The sequence below is a fragment of the Bradyrhizobium sediminis genome (assembly GCF_018736105.1).
Classification (GTDB): domain Bacteria; phylum Pseudomonadota; class Alphaproteobacteria; order Rhizobiales; family Xanthobacteraceae; genus Bradyrhizobium.
The window spans coordinates 2,696,328-2,715,699 of sequence record NZ_CP076135.1 but is presented as its reverse complement, the minus strand read 5'-3'; the positions used below and the strand labels follow the sequence as shown (position 1 = coordinate 2,715,699).

The 19,372-nt window shown below is 64.5% G+C and carries 19 protein-coding genes; 8 read left to right on the top strand and 11 right to left on the bottom strand.

The genetic code is table 11. From position 1 onward, the window contains the following. Positions 1–183: 183 nt before the first annotated feature. The 3 genes from KMZ68_RS12875 (at position 184) to KMZ68_RS12865 (ending at position 3,225) form a co-directional block, all read left to right on the top strand. Positions 184–774: a hypothetical protein gene (locus KMZ68_RS12875; protein ID WP_215616113.1), complete on the top strand. Its 591-nt coding sequence runs from the start codon at positions 184–186 to the stop codon at positions 772–774. 228 nt (positions 775–1,002) lie between these two features. Further along, positions 1,003–1,569, top strand: coding sequence for an elongation factor P (efp, locus tag KMZ68_RS12870; RefSeq protein ID WP_215602105.1), 567 nt, complete (start codon positions 1,003–1,005; stop codon positions 1,567–1,569). Positions 1,570–1,605: 36 nt separating this feature from the next. Further along, entirely contained in the window at positions 1,606–3,225 is a 1,620-nt protein-coding gene (locus KMZ68_RS12865) for a M23 family peptidase (RefSeq protein ID WP_371741455.1), read from the top strand. A 3-nt stretch (positions 3,226–3,228) separates the two neighbouring features. Here the strand turns inward: KMZ68_RS12865 and KMZ68_RS12860 are convergent, their stop codons facing one another. Then, the gene (locus tag KMZ68_RS12860) at positions 3,229–3,708 is read right to left on the bottom strand and encodes a carboxymuconolactone decarboxylase family protein (protein WP_215616112.1); all 480 of its coding nucleotides are present in this window, start codon (positions 3,706–3,708) and stop codon (positions 3,229–3,231) included. A gap of 53 nt (positions 3,709–3,761) precedes the next feature. On the opposite strand from KMZ68_RS12860, the gene KMZ68_RS12855 reads away from it, so the two are divergent. Both KMZ68_RS12855 and KMZ68_RS12850 read left to right on the top strand, forming a co-directional pair. Then, the gene (locus KMZ68_RS12855) at positions 3,762–4,349 is read left to right on the top strand and encodes a MarR family winged helix-turn-helix transcriptional regulator (RefSeq protein ID WP_215616111.1); all 588 of its coding nucleotides are present in this window, start codon (positions 3,762–3,764) and stop codon (positions 4,347–4,349) included. Positions 4,350–4,405: 56 nt separating this feature from the next. Continuing rightward, the gene (locus KMZ68_RS12850; RefSeq protein WP_215616110.1) at positions 4,406–5,638 is read left to right on the top strand and encodes a lytic murein transglycosylase; all 1,233 of its coding nucleotides are present in this window, start codon (positions 4,406–4,408) and stop codon (positions 5,636–5,638) included. 4 nt (positions 5,639–5,642) lie between these two features. On the opposite strand, the gene KMZ68_RS12845 is transcribed toward KMZ68_RS12850, so the two are convergent. From KMZ68_RS12845 to KMZ68_RS12810, 8 genes are all read right to left on the bottom strand, one after another. After that, positions 5,643–6,452, bottom strand: coding sequence for an SDR family NAD(P)-dependent oxidoreductase (locus KMZ68_RS12845; protein ID WP_215616109.1), 810 nt, complete (start codon positions 6,450–6,452; stop codon positions 5,643–5,645). Between the two features lie 31 nt (positions 6,453–6,483). Continuing rightward, positions 6,484–8,325 carry a single-stranded-DNA-specific exonuclease RecJ gene (recJ, locus tag KMZ68_RS12840; protein WP_215616108.1) on the bottom strand — a complete coding sequence of 614 codons (1,842 nt, stop codon included), beginning with the start codon at positions 8,323–8,325 and terminating at the stop codon, positions 6,484–6,486. 105 nt (positions 8,326–8,430) lie between these two features. Then, the gene (locus KMZ68_RS12835; RefSeq protein WP_215616107.1) at positions 8,431–9,150 is read right to left on the bottom strand and encodes a haloacid dehalogenase type II; all 720 of its coding nucleotides are present in this window, start codon (positions 9,148–9,150) and stop codon (positions 8,431–8,433) included. 66 nt (positions 9,151–9,216) lie between these two features. Continuing rightward, positions 9,217–9,666, bottom strand: a complete 450-nt coding sequence (locus KMZ68_RS12830; protein ID WP_215616106.1) for a GNAT family N-acetyltransferase — start codon at positions 9,664–9,666, stop codon at positions 9,217–9,219. Between the two features lie 10 nt (positions 9,667–9,676). Further along, a complete protein-coding gene (gene glpX, locus KMZ68_RS12825) occupies positions 9,677–10,675 on the bottom strand; it encodes a class II fructose-bisphosphatase (RefSeq protein WP_215616105.1) in 999 nt (332 codons plus the stop codon). Positions 10,676–10,754: 79 nt separating this feature from the next. Further along, positions 10,755–12,074: a homoserine dehydrogenase gene (locus KMZ68_RS12820; RefSeq protein ID WP_215616104.1), complete on the bottom strand. Its 1,320-nt coding sequence runs from the start codon at positions 12,072–12,074 to the stop codon at positions 10,755–10,757. Positions 12,075–12,154: 80 nt separating this feature from the next. Next, complete coding sequence (locus KMZ68_RS12815; protein ID WP_215616103.1) at positions 12,155–13,375, bottom strand: LL-diaminopimelate aminotransferase; 1,221 nt, start codon at positions 13,373–13,375, stop codon at positions 12,155–12,157. 183 nt (positions 13,376–13,558) lie between these two features. Further along, positions 13,559–13,849 (bottom strand): hypothetical protein, encoded by a 291-nt coding sequence (locus tag KMZ68_RS12810; protein WP_215616102.1) that lies wholly within the window; start codon positions 13,847–13,849, stop codon positions 13,559–13,561. A 267-nt stretch (positions 13,850–14,116) separates the two neighbouring features. On the opposite strand from KMZ68_RS12810, the gene KMZ68_RS12805 reads away from it, so the two are divergent. The 3 genes from KMZ68_RS12805 (at position 14,117) to KMZ68_RS12795 (ending at position 17,315) form a co-directional block, all read left to right on the top strand. Then, positions 14,117–15,922 carry a PHA/PHB synthase family protein gene (locus KMZ68_RS12805; RefSeq protein WP_215616101.1) on the top strand — a complete coding sequence of 602 codons (1,806 nt, stop codon included), beginning with the start codon at positions 14,117–14,119 and terminating at the stop codon, positions 15,920–15,922. A 254-nt stretch (positions 15,923–16,176) separates the two neighbouring features. After that, positions 16,177–16,749: a hypothetical protein gene (locus KMZ68_RS12800; protein WP_215616100.1), complete on the top strand. Its 573-nt coding sequence runs from the start codon at positions 16,177–16,179 to the stop codon at positions 16,747–16,749. A 167-nt stretch (positions 16,750–16,916) separates the two neighbouring features. Continuing rightward, entirely contained in the window at positions 16,917–17,315 is a 399-nt protein-coding gene (locus tag KMZ68_RS12795) for an MAPEG family protein (RefSeq protein ID WP_215616099.1), read from the top strand. 60 nt (positions 17,316–17,375) lie between these two features. On the opposite strand, the gene argC is transcribed toward KMZ68_RS12795, so the two are convergent. Both argC and KMZ68_RS12785 read right to left on the bottom strand, forming a co-directional pair. Next, a complete protein-coding gene (gene argC, locus KMZ68_RS12790) occupies positions 17,376–18,425 on the bottom strand; it encodes an N-acetyl-gamma-glutamyl-phosphate reductase (protein WP_215616098.1) in 1,050 nt (349 codons plus the stop codon). Next, positions 18,425–19,108: an FMN-binding negative transcriptional regulator gene (locus tag KMZ68_RS12785; RefSeq protein WP_215616097.1), complete on the bottom strand. Its 684-nt coding sequence runs from the start codon at positions 19,106–19,108 to the stop codon at positions 18,425–18,427. The genes argC and KMZ68_RS12785 overlap by 1 nt, the downstream gene beginning before the upstream one ends. Between the last annotated feature and the right edge of the window lie 264 nt (positions 19,109–19,372).

Sequence of the window (19,372 nt, the reverse complement as noted above, 5' to 3'; positions counted from 1 at the left end):
TCTGAACCATCGGCGCGATCCCGCTGACTAACCGAAAATCCGGATTGCAGCCATGTTTGACCACAGATTCATTGGAACCTGGATTCTGCTCTTGCTTGGCATCGCCATGGCGGCGCCGGCGCATGCCGGCGGCCCGGTTTCAGGCTGAACGCCGAAGCGACGATTACCTCCCCGGATCAAACATTGCGGCTGGAGCAATATTCCAGGGAGCTCGGCGATCGGGGTTTCCTGTACCAGTTTTGGACCTTCGACAGGGATCACCGGCATCCCTTTCTCCTCAATCCCGGCGAGGGCGACGAATTGGCTGGTTATCAGGCGGGCTTTCGATTTAGCCCGGACAGCCAATGGTTGGTGCGAATGCAGAAACTGGGAGCGGGTTATCAGACGCTGTTCCTGTATCGCCGGAATGGGTACCAATTTTCACCCGCGACGACCAAGCCCCTTGGCGATCTGGCCTGGGATTATTTCTTCAGCTCGCCGGCGTCAAAAGGGATGCAGCGGGACCCAAGGGACCGCTATTCCCTCAATCATGCGCAGGTTAACCTGCTCAAGGGGATGGAAGAAAATTACGCATGGCTGGGGCAACAGTGGCCGGACAGCCGCTACGTCGTAATCAGCCTCTCCTTCGACACCCAGGGTCAAGAAAAACCGACGCCGTGGATCGAAGGCTGGCGCTGCGTCTATGACCTGAAGGCCGGGACGTTCTCGGTGCCCGCCGGCTTCGCCGAGCACAACGCGAAGGCCGTCAGGAATCCGCAACCTCGATCGGAGTAATCACACACCGGGACTGCCGGGAAGAAACAGCCCGATACCGACGTGGCAGCCGGCCCGGCCACGGCAAAATCCGGTCGTTTTGGGCCATCAGCGGGGCCCCCTCGAGAGCCCGCAAATCGCTGGCATCGACCGGCAAAATCAGTATGTTGCAGCCCGAAACCGCCTCAATGGCCGTAGGGCAACCTTGTCCGGATCGGGCCCGGGCCAGAATTATCAGGAAAAGCAGCTTTGAAAGTCATCGCCAGTTCTATTCGCAAGGGCAACGTCATCGAGCAAGACGGCAAGCTTTATGTGGTTCTGACCGCCGAGAACATCCATCCCGGCAAGGGAACTCCGGTCAGCCAGATCGAAATGCGCCGAATCAGCGACGGAGTGAAGATCTCCGAGCGCTACAAGACCACCGACCAGGTGGAGAAGGCGACCATCGAGGACCACAACTACAACTACCTCTATGAAGACGCCGACGGCTTTCACTTCATGAATACCGAGAACTACGACCAGGTTCAGGTGCCGAAGGACGTGATCGGCAACGCCGCCGCGTATTTGCAGGAAAACATGACGGTGAAGCTTTCGCTGCACGGCGTCCTTCCGGTGGCGATCCAGATGCCGCAGCGCGCGACGCTGGAAGTCGTGGAAACCGAACCGGTCACCAAGGGCCAGACCGCCTCGTCTTCCTACAAGCCCGCCATCCTCTCCAATGGCGTTCGTACTGCGGTGCCGCCGCATGTCGGCGTCGGCACGCGGATCGTGGTCATGACCGAGGACGGATCCTACGTCGAACGCGCGAAGGATTAGGGTAGCAGGACAGGTCTGGCGCCGGGGGGCGACGCATTGGGTACCAAGGCTGTCCGCTCCGTCACATGTTCGCTGGCATCTTTCGTCTTGCTTGTTGCCGGCACGGTCACTGCTACCGCGGATGAATTCCGGACGCCTTCGGTCTCCGCCGTGCGCGTCGAGTGGCCCGCCGTGCTCGATCAACTGCGAAGCGAGATCAACATCCAGCCGGCGGTGGCCTCGGACTTCACCTTCACCGGGCAGCGCCGGCTGCTCCCGCCGTTCGATCCGCGCACCATGCCGGCGCTGGTGCAACTCAACGCGGTGACCTCGCAGATCTTCAACGGCATCGGGCGCAGCCGGGTGCCGGTGTTGTTGCCGTTCGATGCCGCGGCGTTTCTCGAGGCACGGCGCAACGGTGGGCCCGACAGCCTGTCGCTGTCGCGCTATCAGGCTGACTTCCGGCCCGTCGACCTGTTCGACGCCGGTCCGGCCGGCTACGACGCGGTGTTTTCGCTTCAGCCCGGCGACGGCGACGGCATGCCGCAACGGACCTTTGCCAGGCCGGTCGAAGTGCAGATCACCGGCTCGATCCTGCTCTACGACATCCGCGATCCCCAGGGCGGCAAGGGCGAGCCGGTCAAGTCGCTGATGGCGCAATTCCCGGATCTGCGCCGCTTCATCAGGGAAGGCTATGTGCGCTATGCCTTCACCCGGTTCGGCGTTCCCTATGTGGTGTCGATCCAGTGCCTAGACTCGACGCCGCGGCCGCGGCGGCTGGCCTGCCGCGAGGCCTACCCCATAGCCGAGCGCTTCCTGAAGGCGCTGCGCGTCGCCGGCGGCCAGCCGTCGCGGTCGCGCATCGATGTTCCTTCCGTCGCGGCAGAACGACCGCTGCAGCGCGCTGCCGATTTCACCTATCGGCCGCCCGGCGACATCATCGCCAACACCGGCTTTCGCAAGCAGGGCGGCCGCGCCGATTTCACCACCTATTCGCAGATCCGCTTTCCGCTGGAAAAGCCCCCGGCCTTCGCCCATTCACAATCGTTCCGGAAGCGCCGCGCGACCGATGAGGCGGCCGGCAGCCATGCGGGATATCCCTGGCAGGATAATTTTTGCGAGGCCCGCAGTTTCAACGTTGGCCAGTGCGGCGGCGGCTTTGGCCATCAGGGCCAGGATATCCGCCCCGGGGAATGTGCGGCCGCAGGCGAAGAAAGCGGCGACAAATGCGATCCCAAGCAGCAGGGGGTGGTCGCGGTCCGCGACAGCGTCGTGATCCGCGCACCGAAGCAGCAGGCGGTGACGCTGCAGGTCAACAGCCGTACCGAGCACATCCGCTTCCGCTACATGCACATGAACCCGGCGAATCTGGATGCCGACGGCATCCTGAACGGACGCAACGTCGCGGAAGGCGAGAGGTTCGGTGTGGTTTCGAATTACCTCGACCGTCCCAACGGCACCAGCCGCCATTTGCACTTCGATGTCCAGGTTTTCACGCGCGACGGCTGGATCTGGGTCAACCCCTACGTCACCCTGATCTCGGCTTATGAGCGCCTGATCCGCGGTCGGGGCCGCGAGGTCGGACCGCAGGCCGCTGCTGCGGCGACGCCTGCGGTGGCCCATGCCCTGCCAGAGCGGGTTGCCGCTCCCAATGCAAGGGAAGACAACGAGAACTGACGCCTACGACGCCGCGGCCTGCGGGGCCGGCTTCCGCGCCGGCGGGGTCCAGCGATAGCCGGCGCCGAACCGGTTCCAGACATTGATCGAGGCGATCGCGGACGTCAGATACATCAGTTCCTTCTCGGAAAACTCGGCGCTCGCTTCCGCAAAGACCTCGTCGCTGACCCCGCCAGGCAGCAATGTCAGCGCCTCGGTCCACGCCAGCGCGGCGCGTTCGCGCGCGGAAAACAGCGGCGCCTCGCGCCAGACCACGACGAGGTTGAGCTTGTCTACGGACATGCCGAGCCTTTCGCCTTGCAGGATGTGAAACTGCACGCAGAAGGCGCAGCCATTGATCTGCGAGGCGCGGAGCTTGATCAGTTCGAGCAGTTGCTTGTCGATGCCGGCCTTGGCCGCGGCCTGGCCGAGCGCCATCACCGCGTCGTAGGCATCAGGCGCCAGCGCCTTGAAGTTTTCGTATTCGCTGCGAGCTTGTGACATTTCGATGTCCTCATGTTATCAGTGTTCTGATTTCTTATAAGAGCCCTTATATCATGCGCAAGATGGCAACGTCGGCAAAGTCGCGCCGGTCCCGAAAAGCGCCGAAACGGCGAAAATCGGGGCCCGCGAAAAAATCCGCGCCGGCGGCGAAAAGGCCCGCCCCGGCTCCGGCGCTGGCCGGCGTCCGCCCGCCGCCGCCCGGCCAGGGCAAGCGCGGCGAACAAGGCTACCTCGCCTATCTGCTGCGGCAAGCCCAGGCCGCGAGCCGGCTGACGATGGAGCGGGCGCTCGCCGACCTCGGCGTCACCCCGCCGCAATTCGTCGTGCTGATCATGCTCCGGGCCTATCCCGGCCTGTCGGGCGCGGATCTCGCCCGGGTAGCGCTGCTGACCCCGCAGACCGTCGGCGTCATCATCCGCAACCTGGAACGATCGGGCGCGATCCGGAAGACCCCCCACCCCGTGCACGGACGGGTGCTGATGTGGACGCTGACCCGCCGCGGCGGCTCCCTGCTCGAAAAATGCCGCAGGCATGTTCAGGCCGTGGAACGGCGGCTGACGGCGGGGCTTTCCGCCAGGGCGCAGGCGACGGTGCGGCGCTGGCTGTCCAAAATTGCCGCAGATCTGGCGCAGGAAGCCTAGTTCCAGCGGCGCCATGACATCTGCCGCGGCCCCTCCAGCGCCGCTAGACTGCCCCGATGAAATCATCTGATTCTCTGACGACACCGACCCGCCGCGCCTTGCTGCAGTCCGGCCTTGCCGTGGGAGCCCTGCTCGCGCAACCCATCGCGGCGTTTGCCGCGGCCCCGCCCGGCTTCGACCAGTGGCGCGACGGCTTTCGCGCCCGGGCGCTGGCGAAGGGCATTTCGGATGCGACCTGGACCCGCGTGATGGGCCGCATCGAGCCTGATATGTCCGTGTTCAAGAAGATGGCGAAGCAGCCGGAGTTCCACGAGCAGATCTGGCAATACGTCAACCGCCGCGCCTCCGACTGGCGCATCATCGCTGGCAAGGAAGCCCTACGGAAGAACGAGGCGCTGTTTGCGCGGATCGAACAGGATTTCGGCGTCGAGCGCGGCACGCTGTTGGCGTTGTGGGGCGTCGAGTCGGCTTACGGCGATCCGCTGGTGCAGCAGAACCATATGCGCCCGGTATTTCCCTCGCTCGCGGCGCTGGCCTGGAACGAGCCTCGCCGCCGCGCCTATTGGGAAACCGAGTTGATCAACGCCTTGAAGATCGTCGACCGCGGCTGGGGCACGCCGGAGGAGATGCGTGGCTCCTGGGCCGGCGCGATGGGCCATACCCAGTGGATGCCGGAAGTCTGGCTCAACGTCGGCATGGACTATGACAGGGACGGCCGGGTGTCGCCGTTCGGCAAGCCCGACGACGCGCTCGGCTCCAGCGCGCGCTACCTCGTCAATCGCGGCAAATATCATCGCGGCGAACATTGGGGCTATGAGGTGCAGGCATCCGGCGCGTCCAGCGGCAACCGCAGCTATGCGGCCTGGGCCAGCGCCGGGGTGAAGCGCGCCGACGGCCAGCCGTTTCCGCAACCCAATGCGAGCGCGCAGATGTGGGTGCCGGTATCAGGCGGCCCGGCGTTCCTGCTGGGTCCGAATTTCTACGCGGTGAAGAGCTACAATCCCTCGATGAACTACGCGCTGGCGATCTGCCATCTCGGCGACCGCATTCTCGGCGGTCCACCCTTCATCCAGCCGTTCCCGGGCTCCGAACGCGCGCTGACGCTCGCCGAAGTGCAGGAAATGCAGACGCGATTGACAAAAGCCGGCTTCGACACCGGCGGCACCGACGGCCGCGTCGGCAACGACACCATGAAGGCGGTGAAGGATTACCAGACCAGGATCGGGCTGTTGCCGGCGGATGGCTACGGCGGGCTCAAGGTGCTGGCGCGGTTGAGACAGGGCGGATAGCCACCTACCCCTGCCTCACCACCCCGCCCGCGTTCATGCCGCCGTCGATCACGAGCTCGGTCCCGGTGACGTAGCGCGACGCATCGGACGCCAGATACAAAACGCCCTGCGCGATCTCCATGGCGTGGCCGGCGCGGCCGAGCGGCGCGGCCAGCCGCGCGCGTTCTTCGGGATCGATCGGGGCATTGGTTCCGCTGCCCGACGCTTCCATCGGAATCTTGCCCCAGATCGGGGTGTCGATGATCCCGGGATGCACCGAATTGACCCGGATGCCGTCGCCGAAAGACGCGCACTCCATCGCGATCGCTTTGGCAAACAGCCGCACGCCGCCCTTGGTCGCGCAATAGCCGGCCAGCGTTTGCGCGCCGCGCAGGCCCGCCAGCGACGACATCATGATGATCGAGCCGCCGCCGCGCCGGCGCATCGCGGGCAGGCAATGCTTCACCGAGAGGAATACGCCGTCAAGATTGATCGCGGTCTGCCGCCGCCAGTCTTCCAGCGACATGTGCACGATCGACGGAACCGAAATTCCGATGCCCGCATTCGACACCAGGATATCCAGCCGGCCGAAGCGTCTTTCGACTTCGGCAACCACTTCCGCCCAGCGCGGCTCGCTGGTGACGTCCTGATGCAGGAACACCGCCTCATGACCGGCTTTCTTGATGCCGGCGACCACTTCGGGCCCCCTGAGGTCGTCGATATCGGTCACGACAACCGTGGCGCCCTCACGCGCCAGCAGCTCGGAGACCGCGGCGCCAATGCCCGACGAACCACCCGTGACCAAAGCGACCTTGCCCTGAACCTGCCCCGTCATTTTTGCTCCCATTGTTATCGTGGTTGTCGGTCTATCTGATTATCGCCGGGCCCGGATCCGGCACGGCGACGTCGATCACCCGGAACTGCACACGCTCGGTGCCTTGCCAGCGATCGACCGCGAGCGATCCCGCCACATGCAGCGGCTGGCCGCGATGTCCGATCAGGGCGTGGCCGAGCTTCTGCCCGACCGAGCGAAACGCGATGCCGTTGACGATGGCGCCGTCGCCGGCCTTGAAGCGCAGCCGCAAATGCGCCTGGCCGACTTCATCGGCGTAGACCAGCTGATGCGACGGCAGCGCCACCACCGGCTCCGGGTTGCCGGCGCCGAAGGGGCCGGCGCGGTTCAGGGTGGCGGCGAATTCCGGCGTCACGCTGCGCGCGCTCACCGCGCCGTCGATGAACAGCTCGTTGTCGTGCCGCGAATTGGCGACGTCGGCCGCCAGCGCAGTTTCCATATAGGCGCGGAATTCCGCCAGCTTCTCCTTGCGCAAGGTGACGCCGGCGGCCATAGCGTGGCCGCCGCCCTTCAGCAACAGGCCATCGTGGACCGCCTGCCGCACCGCCTTGCCGAGATCGACGCCGGAGATCGAGCGGCCGGAGCCGGTGCCGATCCCGCCCGGCTCCAGCGCGATCGCAAACGCGGGCCGTGAGAATTTTTCCTTCAGCCTGGAAGCGACGAGACCGACCACGCCGGGATGCCAGCCTTCCGAGGCGGTGACGATGACCGCGCCCTTGTCTTCCAGACCGAGCGAGGCCAGCGCCTCGGCTTCGGCCTGCGCCTCCGCCATCTGCTCGATGACGCGGCGCTCGGTGTTGAGGCGGTCGAGCTCGGCGGCGATCCGTGCGGCTTCGGAAACATCGCCTTCCAAGAGCAGCCGCACGCCGAGATCGGCGCGCCCGATCCGCCCGCCGGCATTGATGCGCGGCCCCAGCATGAAGCCGAGATGCCAGGCTTCCGGCGGGCCGTTCAGCCGCGACACATCCATCAGCGCGGTATGGCCGACATGATCGCGACGCCGCATCGCGACCAGGCCCTTGGCAACGAAGGCGCGGTTGAGCCCGGTCAGGGGCGCGACGTCGGCGACGGTGCCGAGCGCGACGTGATGCAGCATGCCCAAGAGATCGGGCTCGGGCATTTCGGCGGTCCAGAAGCCGCGAGATCGCAATTCCCTGTTCACAGCCACCAACGTGATCAACACGAGGCCGACCGCGGCGAGATGGCCGAGGCCCGAGAGATCGTCGGGCCGGTTCGGATTCACCAGCGCATCGACATCGGGCAATTCGTCGCCGCATTGATGATGGTCGATGACCACGACCGACATCCCCTGCCGCCGTGCTTCCGCCAGCGGCTCGAGGCTGGTGGTGCCGCAATCCACCGTCACCAGCAGCGTAGCGCCCTTGCCCGCGAGCATCCGGATAGCCTCGGTATTGGGGCCGTAACCTTCGAAGATCCGGTCGGGAATATGGATCAGCGGATCGAGCCCGCAATGGCGAAGGTGCCACGCCAATAGCGCCGCCGAGGTCGCGCCGTCGACATCGTAATCGCCGAAGATCGCCACCTTCTCGCCGCGGATCGCGGCGTCCGCGATGCGCTTGGCGGCGGCTTCCATCTGCGTCACGGTATGGGGATCGGGCATCAGCTTGCGGATGGTGGGATCGAGGAAGTCCTCGACCGCGTCGAGTTCGACACCGCGCCCCGCCAGCACCCGCGCCAGCATTTCCGGCAATTGATAGCGTTGCGCGATCGCCAGCGCCCGCGCCGCCCCCCGCGCATCGAGCCGGTCGCGCCACAGCTTTCCGGTCGCCGAGCGCGCGACGCCGAGAAACGCCGGGGGCGCTTCGACGGGCAATGCGGATGCGGGGAGCGTCATGATGCTTTCGAAAGATAGGGACAGCGATTACTTCCGCAACACAGGTCCGTCATCCGGCGAGCGCTGCGCTCATCCGGGGATGAGGGTAGAGCCTGCGGCCCTGGCCTAACAGCCCATCTTCTCCGCTATCCCGTTGAAATCCTTGGCGACGATATCCCAGTCGCCCTTGGCCTCGAAATCGTATTTCTGGAGCGGGCCGTATTCGGTCGGCCGCGCCACGAAAGCGGTCTTCAGCCCCAGTTGCTGTGCGGCCTTCAGGTCATTGTTGTGCGCGGCCACCATCATCACCTGCTCCGGCGGCAGGCAAAGCAGCTTTGCGGCGCCAAGATAGGTCTCGGGATCGGGCTTGTAATGCTCGAATAGTTCCGCCGACATGATCAGGTCCCAGGGCAACCCTGCGAACTTTGCCATGTCGGTGAGCAACGCCACATTGCCGTTGGACAGCGGCGAGATGATGTATTTCGTCTTCAGCCGCGTCAATCCAGCCACGGTGTCGGGCCAGGCATGAAGCCGGTGCCAGCCCATGGTCAGGTGATGCAGGTCAGCCTCGGTGAGGCCCGAGATCCTGAACTGCGCAACCAGCTTTTCCAGCGACTGCCGGTGCAGCGTGTCGAGGATCATGTAGCCGCGCTCGGGGTGCTTGCGCACCTCATCCATCGAGGCGGCATAGACCGCGCGCCAGCCATCGACCAGAGCGGTCCAGTCCGCCTTGATGCCGCGCGTCGCCGACCACTTGGTGAAATCATCGATCAGGCTGGTGCGCCAATCGACGCAGGTGCCGAACACGTCGAACACCAGCGCCTTGACAGCGGAAATATCGGACATTCGCTCCCCGTTTTCTTGTTCGTCATTCCGGGGTCAGCCCTGCGAGCTGCCCCGGAATGACGTTACCTAAAGCACCTTGCGGTATTGGATGAAGCCGAGATTGTCGGCGACCGTGTCGTAGAGAGCGCGCGCCTGCGTGTTGCTCGATTGCGTAAGCCAATAGACGCGGCTCGCATGCGCCGCCCTGGCCTTCTGGTAAACCGCCTCGATCAGCGCCCGTCCGAGCCCTCTGCCCCGCGCCGATTTCGCCACAAACAGATCTTCCAGATAGCAGTATCGGTGGGGAGCCCAGGTCGATCGATGGAACAGGTAATGAGCGAACCCCGCCAGGTTGCCGTCGACATAGCCGCCCAGCGCGAACATCGGCTCGTCCGGATCGTGAAACCTGGTCCAGGCGAGATCGCTGACGTCCTGTGCCAGCGCCGTCTTGTAGAAGGTGAGGTAACCCGCCCATAGCGGGTTCCACGCATCACGCTCGTCTTCGCCGATCGGCCGGACTACCACATTGCCAGCCATGTCAGCGCCCTCAATCGAGGTGGAATTTCTCGAGCTGCCGGTGTTCGGCCTTGATGTAGCGCACGGTGCCGGTGACCGAACGCATCACCACGGTCTCGGTCTGGATCACATCCTTGCGGAACTTGACGCCCGAGAGCAGCGAACCGTCGGTAACGCCGGTGGCGGCGAACAGGCAGTCGCCCTTCACCATGTCCTCGATGCCGTAAATCATGCGCGGATCGCTGACGCCCATCTTGTGGGCGCGCTCGCGTTGCTCCTCGTTGTCGAGAATGAGCCGGCACTGCATCTGGCCGCCGATGCAGCGCAACGCTGCCGCCGCCAGCACGCCCTCGGGCGCGCCGCCGGTGCCGATATACATGTCGACGCCGGTATTGTCAGGATCGGCGCAATGGATGACGCCGGCGACGTCGCCGTCGGTGATCAGGCGCACCGCGGCGCCCGTCGAGCGCACGCCGTTGATGATGTCGGCGTGACGCAGGCGTTCGAGCACCAGCACTGTGATCGCGGACGGCGGCACACCTTTCGCCTTGGCGAGGCGGTGAACGTTGTCGGCGGGCGATGCGTCGAGTTCGACCACGCCCTTGGCGTAGCCGGGGCCGACCGCGATCTTCTGCATGTAGACGTCGGGCGCGTGCAGCAGCGTGCCGCCATCGGCCATCGCCATGGTCGCGATCGCCCCCGGCATGTTCTTGGCGCACAGCGTGGTGCCCTCGAGCGGATCGACGGCGATATCGACTTGCGGCCCGGCATTGATGCCGACCCTCTCGCCGATGAACAGCATCGGCGCCTCGTCGCGTTCGCCCTCACCGATCACGATGGTGCCTTCGATCGGCAACTTGTTGAGCTCGCGCCGCATCGCGTCGACGGCGGCCTGGTCGGCCGCCTTCTCGTTGCCGTGGCCGCGCAGCCTGGCCGCCGATACCGCCGCGCGCTCCGTCACCCGCACGATCTCGAGCGTCAGGATGCGCTCCAGCAAAAGCTGCGGCGGAACGGAAATATGGGTCGACATTGGCGAACTCCTTAAACTTCACAGCGGGTCCCAAAACCCGCAACCACGCGTATCGCGCGCCGTCCGTACGGACGCCGCGCTAGTTCTTCTCGATCCGTATCACCTGCGGCCGGCCGCTGATCACCTTGTCGCGCTGGACCGCTTCCAGCGCGCGATAGACTGCGTCCTCGCTGGTGGCATAGGTAATCAGAATGACCGGAACCGGTGAAGCCTTCTTCGTCGCGCCGTTGGCGCCGACGCCGTCGGGATGGCGCTGCACGATCGACTCCAGCGAAATCTTCTGCTCGGCCAGCCGGGCCGCGATGGTGGCGGCGGTGCCGGCCAGATCGCGCGCCATCAGGCGAATGTAGTAGCCGCCCTCGTGACGCTCCATCGGCGCCTTCTTGGTCGCGCGCAATTTGTCGACCGGCCGGCCAAATGGCTTGGCGCGGATGCCGCGGGCGACATCGGCGATGTCGGCGAGCACGGCGGACGCGGTCGCTGCGCCTCCGGCGCCCGGACCGACCAGCGTGATCGGCGGTATGCCCTCGCCGTCGATGGTCACGGCGTTGGTGACCCCCATCACCTGCGCGATCGAGGACGTCTTCGGCACCATGGTCGGATGCACACGCTGCTCGATGCCCTTGGCGGTGCGCACCGCGACCCCGAGCAGCTTGACGCGGTAGCCGAGCTCTTCCGCGGCCCGCAGATCTTCCGGCGCGATCGAAGAGATGCCTTCGACATAGACCGCGCCCTGCGCCACCTTGGTGCCGAAGGCGAGACTGGCCAGAATGGCCAGCTTCTGCGCGGTGTCGTGGCCGTCGACGTCGAACGACGGGTTGGCCTCGGCATAGCCGAGGCGCTGCGCGTCCTTCAGGCATTCGGCGAACGACAACCCTTCCTGCTCCATCCGCGTCAGGATGTAATTGCAGGTGCCGTTGAGAATTCCGTAGACGCGATTAATGCCGGTGCCGGCCAGACCCTCGCGCAGGGTCTTGATCACGGGAATGGCGGCGCCGACCGCCGCCTCAAAATTCAGCGCGCCGCCGTGTTTTTCGGCGGCATGGGCCAGGCGCAATCCATGCTTGGCGATCAGCGCCTTGTTGGCGGTCACCACCGACTTGCCGGATTTCAGCGCCGCCTCGATCGCCGACAGCGCGGGATCGCCGGAGCCGCCCATCAATTCGACGAAGCAATCGATGCCGGGATCGCTGGCCAGCGCAAGCGGGCTCCTGGCCCATTCGATGCCGCGCAGGTCGAGCTTGCGCTTCTTCACCTTGGAACGCGCGGTGACGGCGACCACGCGCACGCCGCGTCCGCAGCGCGCCGACAGCGTCCGGCTCTGCTCTTCGATGAGGCGGACGACTTCGGCGCCAACAGTGCCGAGCCCCGCAATACCCACTTTCAGGGGTGCGACCATGACGTGAAAAACCTGCCGGAGAAACTTGAACTAGGCATGATCTGATCGGAAAACCGGAAGTCCACTTTTCGGGATCATGCCTACCGCCGGTTGGCGAGAGGAACCACGTTGTGCAACGTTTCAATGCCGCTTTCAAGGAAGCGGCGCACGCCGCGGGCGGCCTGGCGGATCCGTTGCTCGTTTTCCACCATCGCGATGCGGACATAGCCCTCGCCGTGCTCGCCGAAGGCGACTCCTGGCGACACCACCACGCCTGATTTCTCGACCATCAGGGTCGCGAACTGCATGCTGCCGACGTCGCGGAACGCCTTGGGCAGCGGCGCCCAGGCAAACATCGAGGCTTCCGGCGGCGGAATCTCCCACCCTGCCCGGCCGAACGATTCCACCAGCGCATCGCGGCGCTTGCGATAGGTTTCCCGCATCTCGCGGATGCAGTCGTCCGGACCGTTCAATGCCGCGGTCGCGGCCACCTGGATCGGCGTGAACGCGCCGTAGTCGAGGTAGGATTTCACCCGCGCCAATGCCGCGATGATGCGGTCATTGCCGACGGCAAAGCCCATCCGCCAGCCGGCCATCGAGAACGTCTTTGACATCGAGGTGAATTCCACGGTCACGTCGATCGCGCCGGGAACCTGCAGCACCGAGGGCGGGGGATTGTTGTCGTCGAAATAGACTTCCGCATAAGCGAGATCCGACAGGATGAAGATCTCGTGCTTCTTCGCGAACGCGACCAGATCCTTGTAGAAATCCAGGCTCGCGACGTAGGCGGTCGGATTGGAGGGATAGCAGACCACCAGCGCAAGCGGCTTCGGGATCGAATGGATAATGGCGCGTTCCACCGCCTCGAAGAATTGCGGGGTCGGCTCCGATGGAACCGAACGGATCACGCCGCCGGCCATCAGGAAACCGAAGGCATGGATCGGATAGCTCGGATTGGGACACAGAATGACGTCGCCGGGTGCGGTGATGGCCTGCGCCACATTGGCGAACCCCTCCTTCGAGCCCAGGGTGGCGACGATCTGGGTCTCCGGATTGAGTTTCACGCCGAAGCGGCGGCCGTAATAGGCAGCCTGCGCCTTGCGCAAGCCGGTAATGCCGCGCGAGGCCGAGTAGCGGTCGGTCCGCGGCTTGCCCAGGGTTTCCTTGAGCTTTTCGATGACATGCGCCGGCGTCGACAGGTCGGGATTGCCCATACCGAGATCAATGATATCGGCGCCGGCATTCCGTGCGGCCGCCTTGGCCCGGTTGACCTGCTCGAACACGTAAGGCGGCAAACGGCGGATGCGGTAAAATTCTTCCATCGGTCTCATAGCTCCGGAAGCGGGTCGCGGCAGGGATCGCCAGCGTAGCCTGCAGCGGAACTCGATTCCGCGCAGAAAGCACGCTCAATCAATGGTTTAGAGCAAATTCCGCGCCAAACCATTGAATCGGGCTTGTTTTACCACGCAAGCGCCGTCGCGCCAGCCGTAATAGCGCCCAGTTGCTCACTTTGCGGCGGAGTTTTTGGCCGCGGCGGAGGCCTGCCGGTCCCGAGCCGCAGCCAGTTCACGCTGGATCTGGGCCTGCGCGGCCGGCGGCAGCGCGGCCTCCTCGCGATCGGGAGGCAGATCATGGACCGGAAGGTAGGCGCCGGTTTCCTTCGGCCGCGCCGGTGCATCGGCCGGAGTGCCGACCAGCGGCAAATCGGCGATCGACGTCGAGCAGCCGCCGAGCGCCAGCGCCGACAGTAACAGCGCTCCCACTGCAATTGCCCTCATGTGCCGATTGGCCGTCATCCGTTCGAACATCCCCGGTCAGCTCTTGAGCCGCTGGTATGAGCCTTGCAGCGACAAAACGTCTAATTCTTCTGGTCTGGCGTTCAAACCATTGTCGCCCGAAACGATTAAAGCCGAAACAAGAAAGCGGAGCGTTGGGGCCTCAATATGTCGGAACCAAGAAATTCTATCGCAGTGCAGCAGCGCGGGTGCGGAAGATTAACCGCAAAGCCGTCCGTGCCGATTCCGCGCGGTGACGAACTTGAAATGAATCGGTAGTGTCCGCTCATGAGTGAAGTCACGACCGAGTCCCAGGCTGCGAAAAAATTCGACCCCGAAGCGTTCGCCGCGAACCTTGCGAAGGCGCTGGAGAGCAGTGGCCAGGCGCTCGCGGCCTATCTGAAGCCGCGCGAGAACGGCGAAGCCAAGGACAAGCCGCCGAGCGAACTCAACGAGGTGATCAAGACCTTCACCGCGGTCGCGCAATACTGGCTGTCGGACAACGACCGGTCGACTGACCTGCAGGCCAAGATCGCCAAGGCCTATCTCGACCTGTGGGGCTCGTCGGCGCGCCGGCTTGCCGGCGAGGAAGCGAAGCCCGCGATCGAACCCTCGCCGCGCGACAAGCGCTTCCAGGACCCGGAGTGGAAATCGAACCAGTTCTACGATTTCGTGATGCAGCTCTATCTGCTGACCACGCAGTGGGCGCAGGACCTGGTGCACAACGCCGACGGCCTCGATCCGCATACCCGCAAGAAGGCCGAGTTCTACGTCAAACAGATCACCAACGCGCTGGCGCCGTCGAATTTCGTCCTCACCAATCCGGAGGTGCTGCGCGAGACGCTGACGTCCAATGCCGGCAATCTGGTGCGCGGCATGAAGATGCTGGCCGAGGACATCGAGGCCGGCCGCGGCACGCTGCGGATCCGGCAGTCCGACCCCTCCAATCTCGAGGTCGGCGTCAACATGGCGACGACGCCGGGCAAGGTGATCTTCCAGAACGAATTGATGCAGCTGATCCAGTACACGCCGACGACGGAAACCGTGCTGCGCACGCCGCTCCTGATCGTGCCGCCGTGGATCAACAAATTCTACATCCTCGATCTCAAGCCGGAAAAATCCTACATCAAGTGGTGCGTCGATCAGGGCATCACCGTGTTCGTGATCTCCTGGGTCAACCCGGACAAGAAGCTCGGCCAGAAAACCTTCGAAGACTACATGAAGGAAGGCCCGCTGACGGCGATGGACGTCATCGAAAAGGTGACCGGCGAAATGAAGGTTCACACCGCCGGCTATTGCGTCGGCGGCACCCTGCTAGCCTCGACGCTGGCATGGCTTGCGGAAAAGCGCCGGGTGCGCGTGACATCCGCCACCTTCTTTGCGGCCCAGGTCGATTTCACCCATGCCGGCGACCTGCTGGTGTTCGTCGACGAGGACCAGATCTCGGCGCTGGAGCGCGACATGCGGGCGGCGGGCGTGCTCGAAGGCAGCAAGATGGCGATGGCCTTCAACATGCTGCGCTCCAACGACCTGATCTGGCCCTATGTCGTCAGCAATTACCTGAAGGGGCAATCGCCCTCCTCGTTCGATCTGCTGCACTGGAATTCGGATGCGACGCGGATGCCGGCGGCGAACCATTCCTATTACCTGCGCAACTGCTATCTGGAGAACCGGCTGTCGGCCGGCACCATGGTGCTCGACAACACGCTGCTCGACCTGTCGAAGGTGAAGGTGCCGGTCTACAATCTGGCAACCCGCGAGGATCACATCGCGCCGGCTGAGTCGGTGCTGTACGGCTCGCAATTCTTCGGCGGACCGGTGAAATTCGTGCTGTCCGGGTCCGGACACATCGCCGGCGTGGTCAACCCGCCGGCGTCGGGCAAATACCAGTACTGGACCAACGACAATATCAGGGACGTGACGCTCGCGGACTGGCTCAAGGGCGCGCAGGAGCACAAGGGCTCGTGGTGGCCGGACTGGCGCCAATGGCTGGAGAGCATCGACGCCGAGACGGTGCCGGCGCGGCAGGTCGGCAGCGACGCGCTGCCGCCGATCGAGGACGCGCCGGGCAGCTACGTCCGGGTTCGCGCGTAGACGGGATCTGGACAATAAGTGTGGGCGGCGGCGGCCGATGGGCTTGCAAGCGACCGGGAATTTTGATTGTCTAGCCTTAACGCCAGCCGTTCCGGCTGGCGTTTTTGCGTGTTGCGCCAGCCCCCGCGGCTGGCGTTGTCGTCTCTGGCGAACGCGCATTCGATAACACCTCTCGTCTCTCCCTATTGAAAGTGTTCGCGGTCGCTGCTGCTGCGGGCGCGAAACCTGCTGGAACTGTTCCGGAAAGCACCATCATGCTCGACCCGATGCTGCGCGCTGACTGCGCGCGATGCGCGGCGCTTTGCTGCGTTTATCTCGCCTTCGATCGCTCCGAACTGTTCGCGATCGACAAAGCCTCCGGCGAACCCTGTCCACACCTGGTTTCGGATTGCCGCTGCGCCATCCACGCGGAACTGAACCGCTGCGGGTTCGGCGGCTGCGCGCGCTATGACTGCCTGGGTGCCGGCCAACATGTGGTCCAGCACCTGTTTGGCGGGCGTTCCTGGCAGGAAAATCCCGTACTCACCCGGTCGATGCTGGAGGCATTCAGGGCAATGCGCAGGGTCCATGAGCTGCTGCATCTACTACACATGGCCGGCCGGCTGCCGCTGACGACCGCGCAAGCCGTTGCACACGACGAACTCAGAAGTCGATTGCTGCCGGCTCACGGCTGGACGCTCGAGCTGCTGGCTGATTTCGAGTGTGGCACCCTATCGGCCGAAGTCCGGCAGTTCCTGTCGACGCTGCGCGATTGCGTTCCACCGCAGCGCCGGCCCGACACGGTGTCGTCGCGCCAAGGCGTTCCGGAAGGGACGGCGATGGAATGAGGAAGGCGCCAGCGGCAGCGCTTGTCCACCGAACGCCTCGTCAACCGCATTGGCGTCGTCACAACAAGCGTCTATGATTTAATCGAAGGCCGTCGATCAAAATCGGGCGCAGATTTCTCTGATCGGGACGTTGAGCGCCTGGATTGAGCACAGGAAGGAAACATCTGATGACGCGCGAACTGTTCTGGCTGACGCTGACGGTGATTTTGACGGGGTTGATGTGGATCCCGTACGTGCTCAACCGCTGCCAGGTGCGCGGCCTCATGGGCGCGATGGCCAATCCGTCGCGCAACGACAAGCCGCATGCGGAATGGGCCAATCGCATGATGTTCGCGCATGACAATGCGGTCGAGAACCTCATCATCTTTGCGCCGCTGGTGCTGATCCTCAACTCGATCGATTATTCGACCCAATGGACCGTTCTGGCCTGCGCGGTGTATTTCTGGTCCCGCGTCGCGCACCTGATCGTCTATACCCTCGGACTGCCGGTGTTCCGCACGCTCGCCTTCACCGTCGGCTTCTTCGCCCAGGCCGTGCTGGCGCTGGCTATTTTCAAGATTCTTTGATCTTCGTATCCCGGACGCGGAACAGCGTAACACGCTGCACCGCGTCCGGGGCACTCCCGCTCACGGGAACAGCGCGATCTGCTCCAGCCCGGCGGTTTCCGGAAGCCCGAACATCAGGTTCATGTTCTGGATCGCCTGCCCGGCCGAGCCCTTCACCAGATTGTCGAGCACCGAGATGACGATGGCGCGGTTCTTGATGCGGTCGGCGAACACGCCGACCTGCACGTAGTTCGAGCCGCGCACGTTCTGGGTCTGCGGCATCACGCCCTTCTTCGCCACATGCACGAACGGCTCGTCCTTGTAGGCCGCAGCCAGCGCCGCCCGCAGATCGTCGGGGCTGGCGCCATTGAGCCTGACATAGGACGTGCAGAGCTCGCCCCGGCTCATCGGAATGAGATGCGGCGTGAAATTGACGGTCACGTTGCTGCCTGCGGCGGCGCCGATCTCCTGCTCGATCTCCGGCGAGTGCCGGTGGGTGCCGACCGAATAGGGCGAGAGCCCCTCGCCGGCTTCGCTGAACAGCGTGTTCTGCTTGAGGCCGCGCCCGGCGCCGGTGACGCCCGATTTCGCGTCGATGACGATGTCGTCGACGTCGATCAATTTTGCCTTCGCAAGCGGGACCAACGCCAGCAGTGCCGCGGTCGGATAGCAGCCGGGACAGGCGACGAGCCGCGCCGCCGCGATCTTCTCGCGATAGAATTCGGTCAGGCCGTAGACGGCCTCCCCCTGAAGCTTTGGCGCGCGGTGCTCATGGCCGTACCATTGCGCGTAGGTTTTCATGTCGCGGAGCCGGAAATCCGCCGACATATCGAGGATCTTGATGTTGGGATTGGCCGCCAGCACGGCGGCGATGATCTCCTGCGTGGTGCCATGCGGCAGCCCGCAGAACACCGCATCGAGCTTGGCCCAGTCGACCTTTTCCCATTCCACCAGCTTCGGCAGGTCGAGCATGAAGAAATGCGGAAACACCTCGTCCATCGCCTTGCCCGCATGCGTGTTGGCGGTGAGCGCGGTGATTTCGGCATCAGGGTGCCGCGCCAACAGGCGCACCGCGTCGGCGCCGGTGTAGCCGGAGGCGCCGAGAATGCCGATCTTCTTCTTGCTGCTCATCACTTCGCTCCTTCCGATGTCGTCTTAGCATCCAATGGTGTCGTCTGGCTCTCGAACAATTGCGGACGCAATGCGCGCATTTCGTTTGCCAGAACCTGCGCCGCGGCCTCCGGCTGCCGGGACAGCCCGGCCGCAATCGCCACATGGTCGGCGTCGGATTTGTGCTGGTTGAGCTTAAAACTGCCCTCGACCTCTTCGACCGTCATGACAAGACCCACGATCGCCTTCTTCATCGCATCCAGGCGGCCTGCCGTCATCTTCGAGGACAGCCATGGCGGTTTCGGCGCCAGCTGGCCCTCGAACCTGGCGCTCAGGGCGTCGAGATGCCGGCCGAGTTCATCGCCGGACAACGGCCGCACGGTGCCGGTGAGATGCACCGCCTTATAAAGCCAGGTCGGCACCTGATCCGGCGAGGCGTACCAGTCCGGCGACACATAGGCGTCGGCGCCGTTGACGGCCATCAGCCAGGGCGATGCCCCGTCCGCTAGGCTCGCCAGCGGATTATGGCGCGCAACGTGAAACAGCGCCTGCGGCGTGCCGTCATCGGCCGAAGTGAGAAAGAACGGCAGCGAGGACGCGACCGGCCGCGAGCCGTTCCACGCGCAGACCGTGCCGAATCCGCGCGCTTCCGCAAAGGCCAGGCTTGCGGCGCGATCGGTCTTGAACATGGGAGGCGTGTACATCTTCGGACTCCGGCTTGACGTTGGGAGCCGCCGGGTCAGATCACGCTGCAGTGAAGTAAATGCCGCGGACCGGATCCGGCGGCAGGGGCGACAATCTCAGACGCAAACGTCCGCCCATACCGCGAAACTGCGGCGGCGGCGAGCGAAAACGATGGTCGCGGCGTTGATCATGGGGCGGGGCTATAAGGCCGGGCGATCCCGGGGTCAAGCCAAACGTAACGTTGCGTGTACCGTCCTGCAGTTCAACACCAGCGAACGTGATCG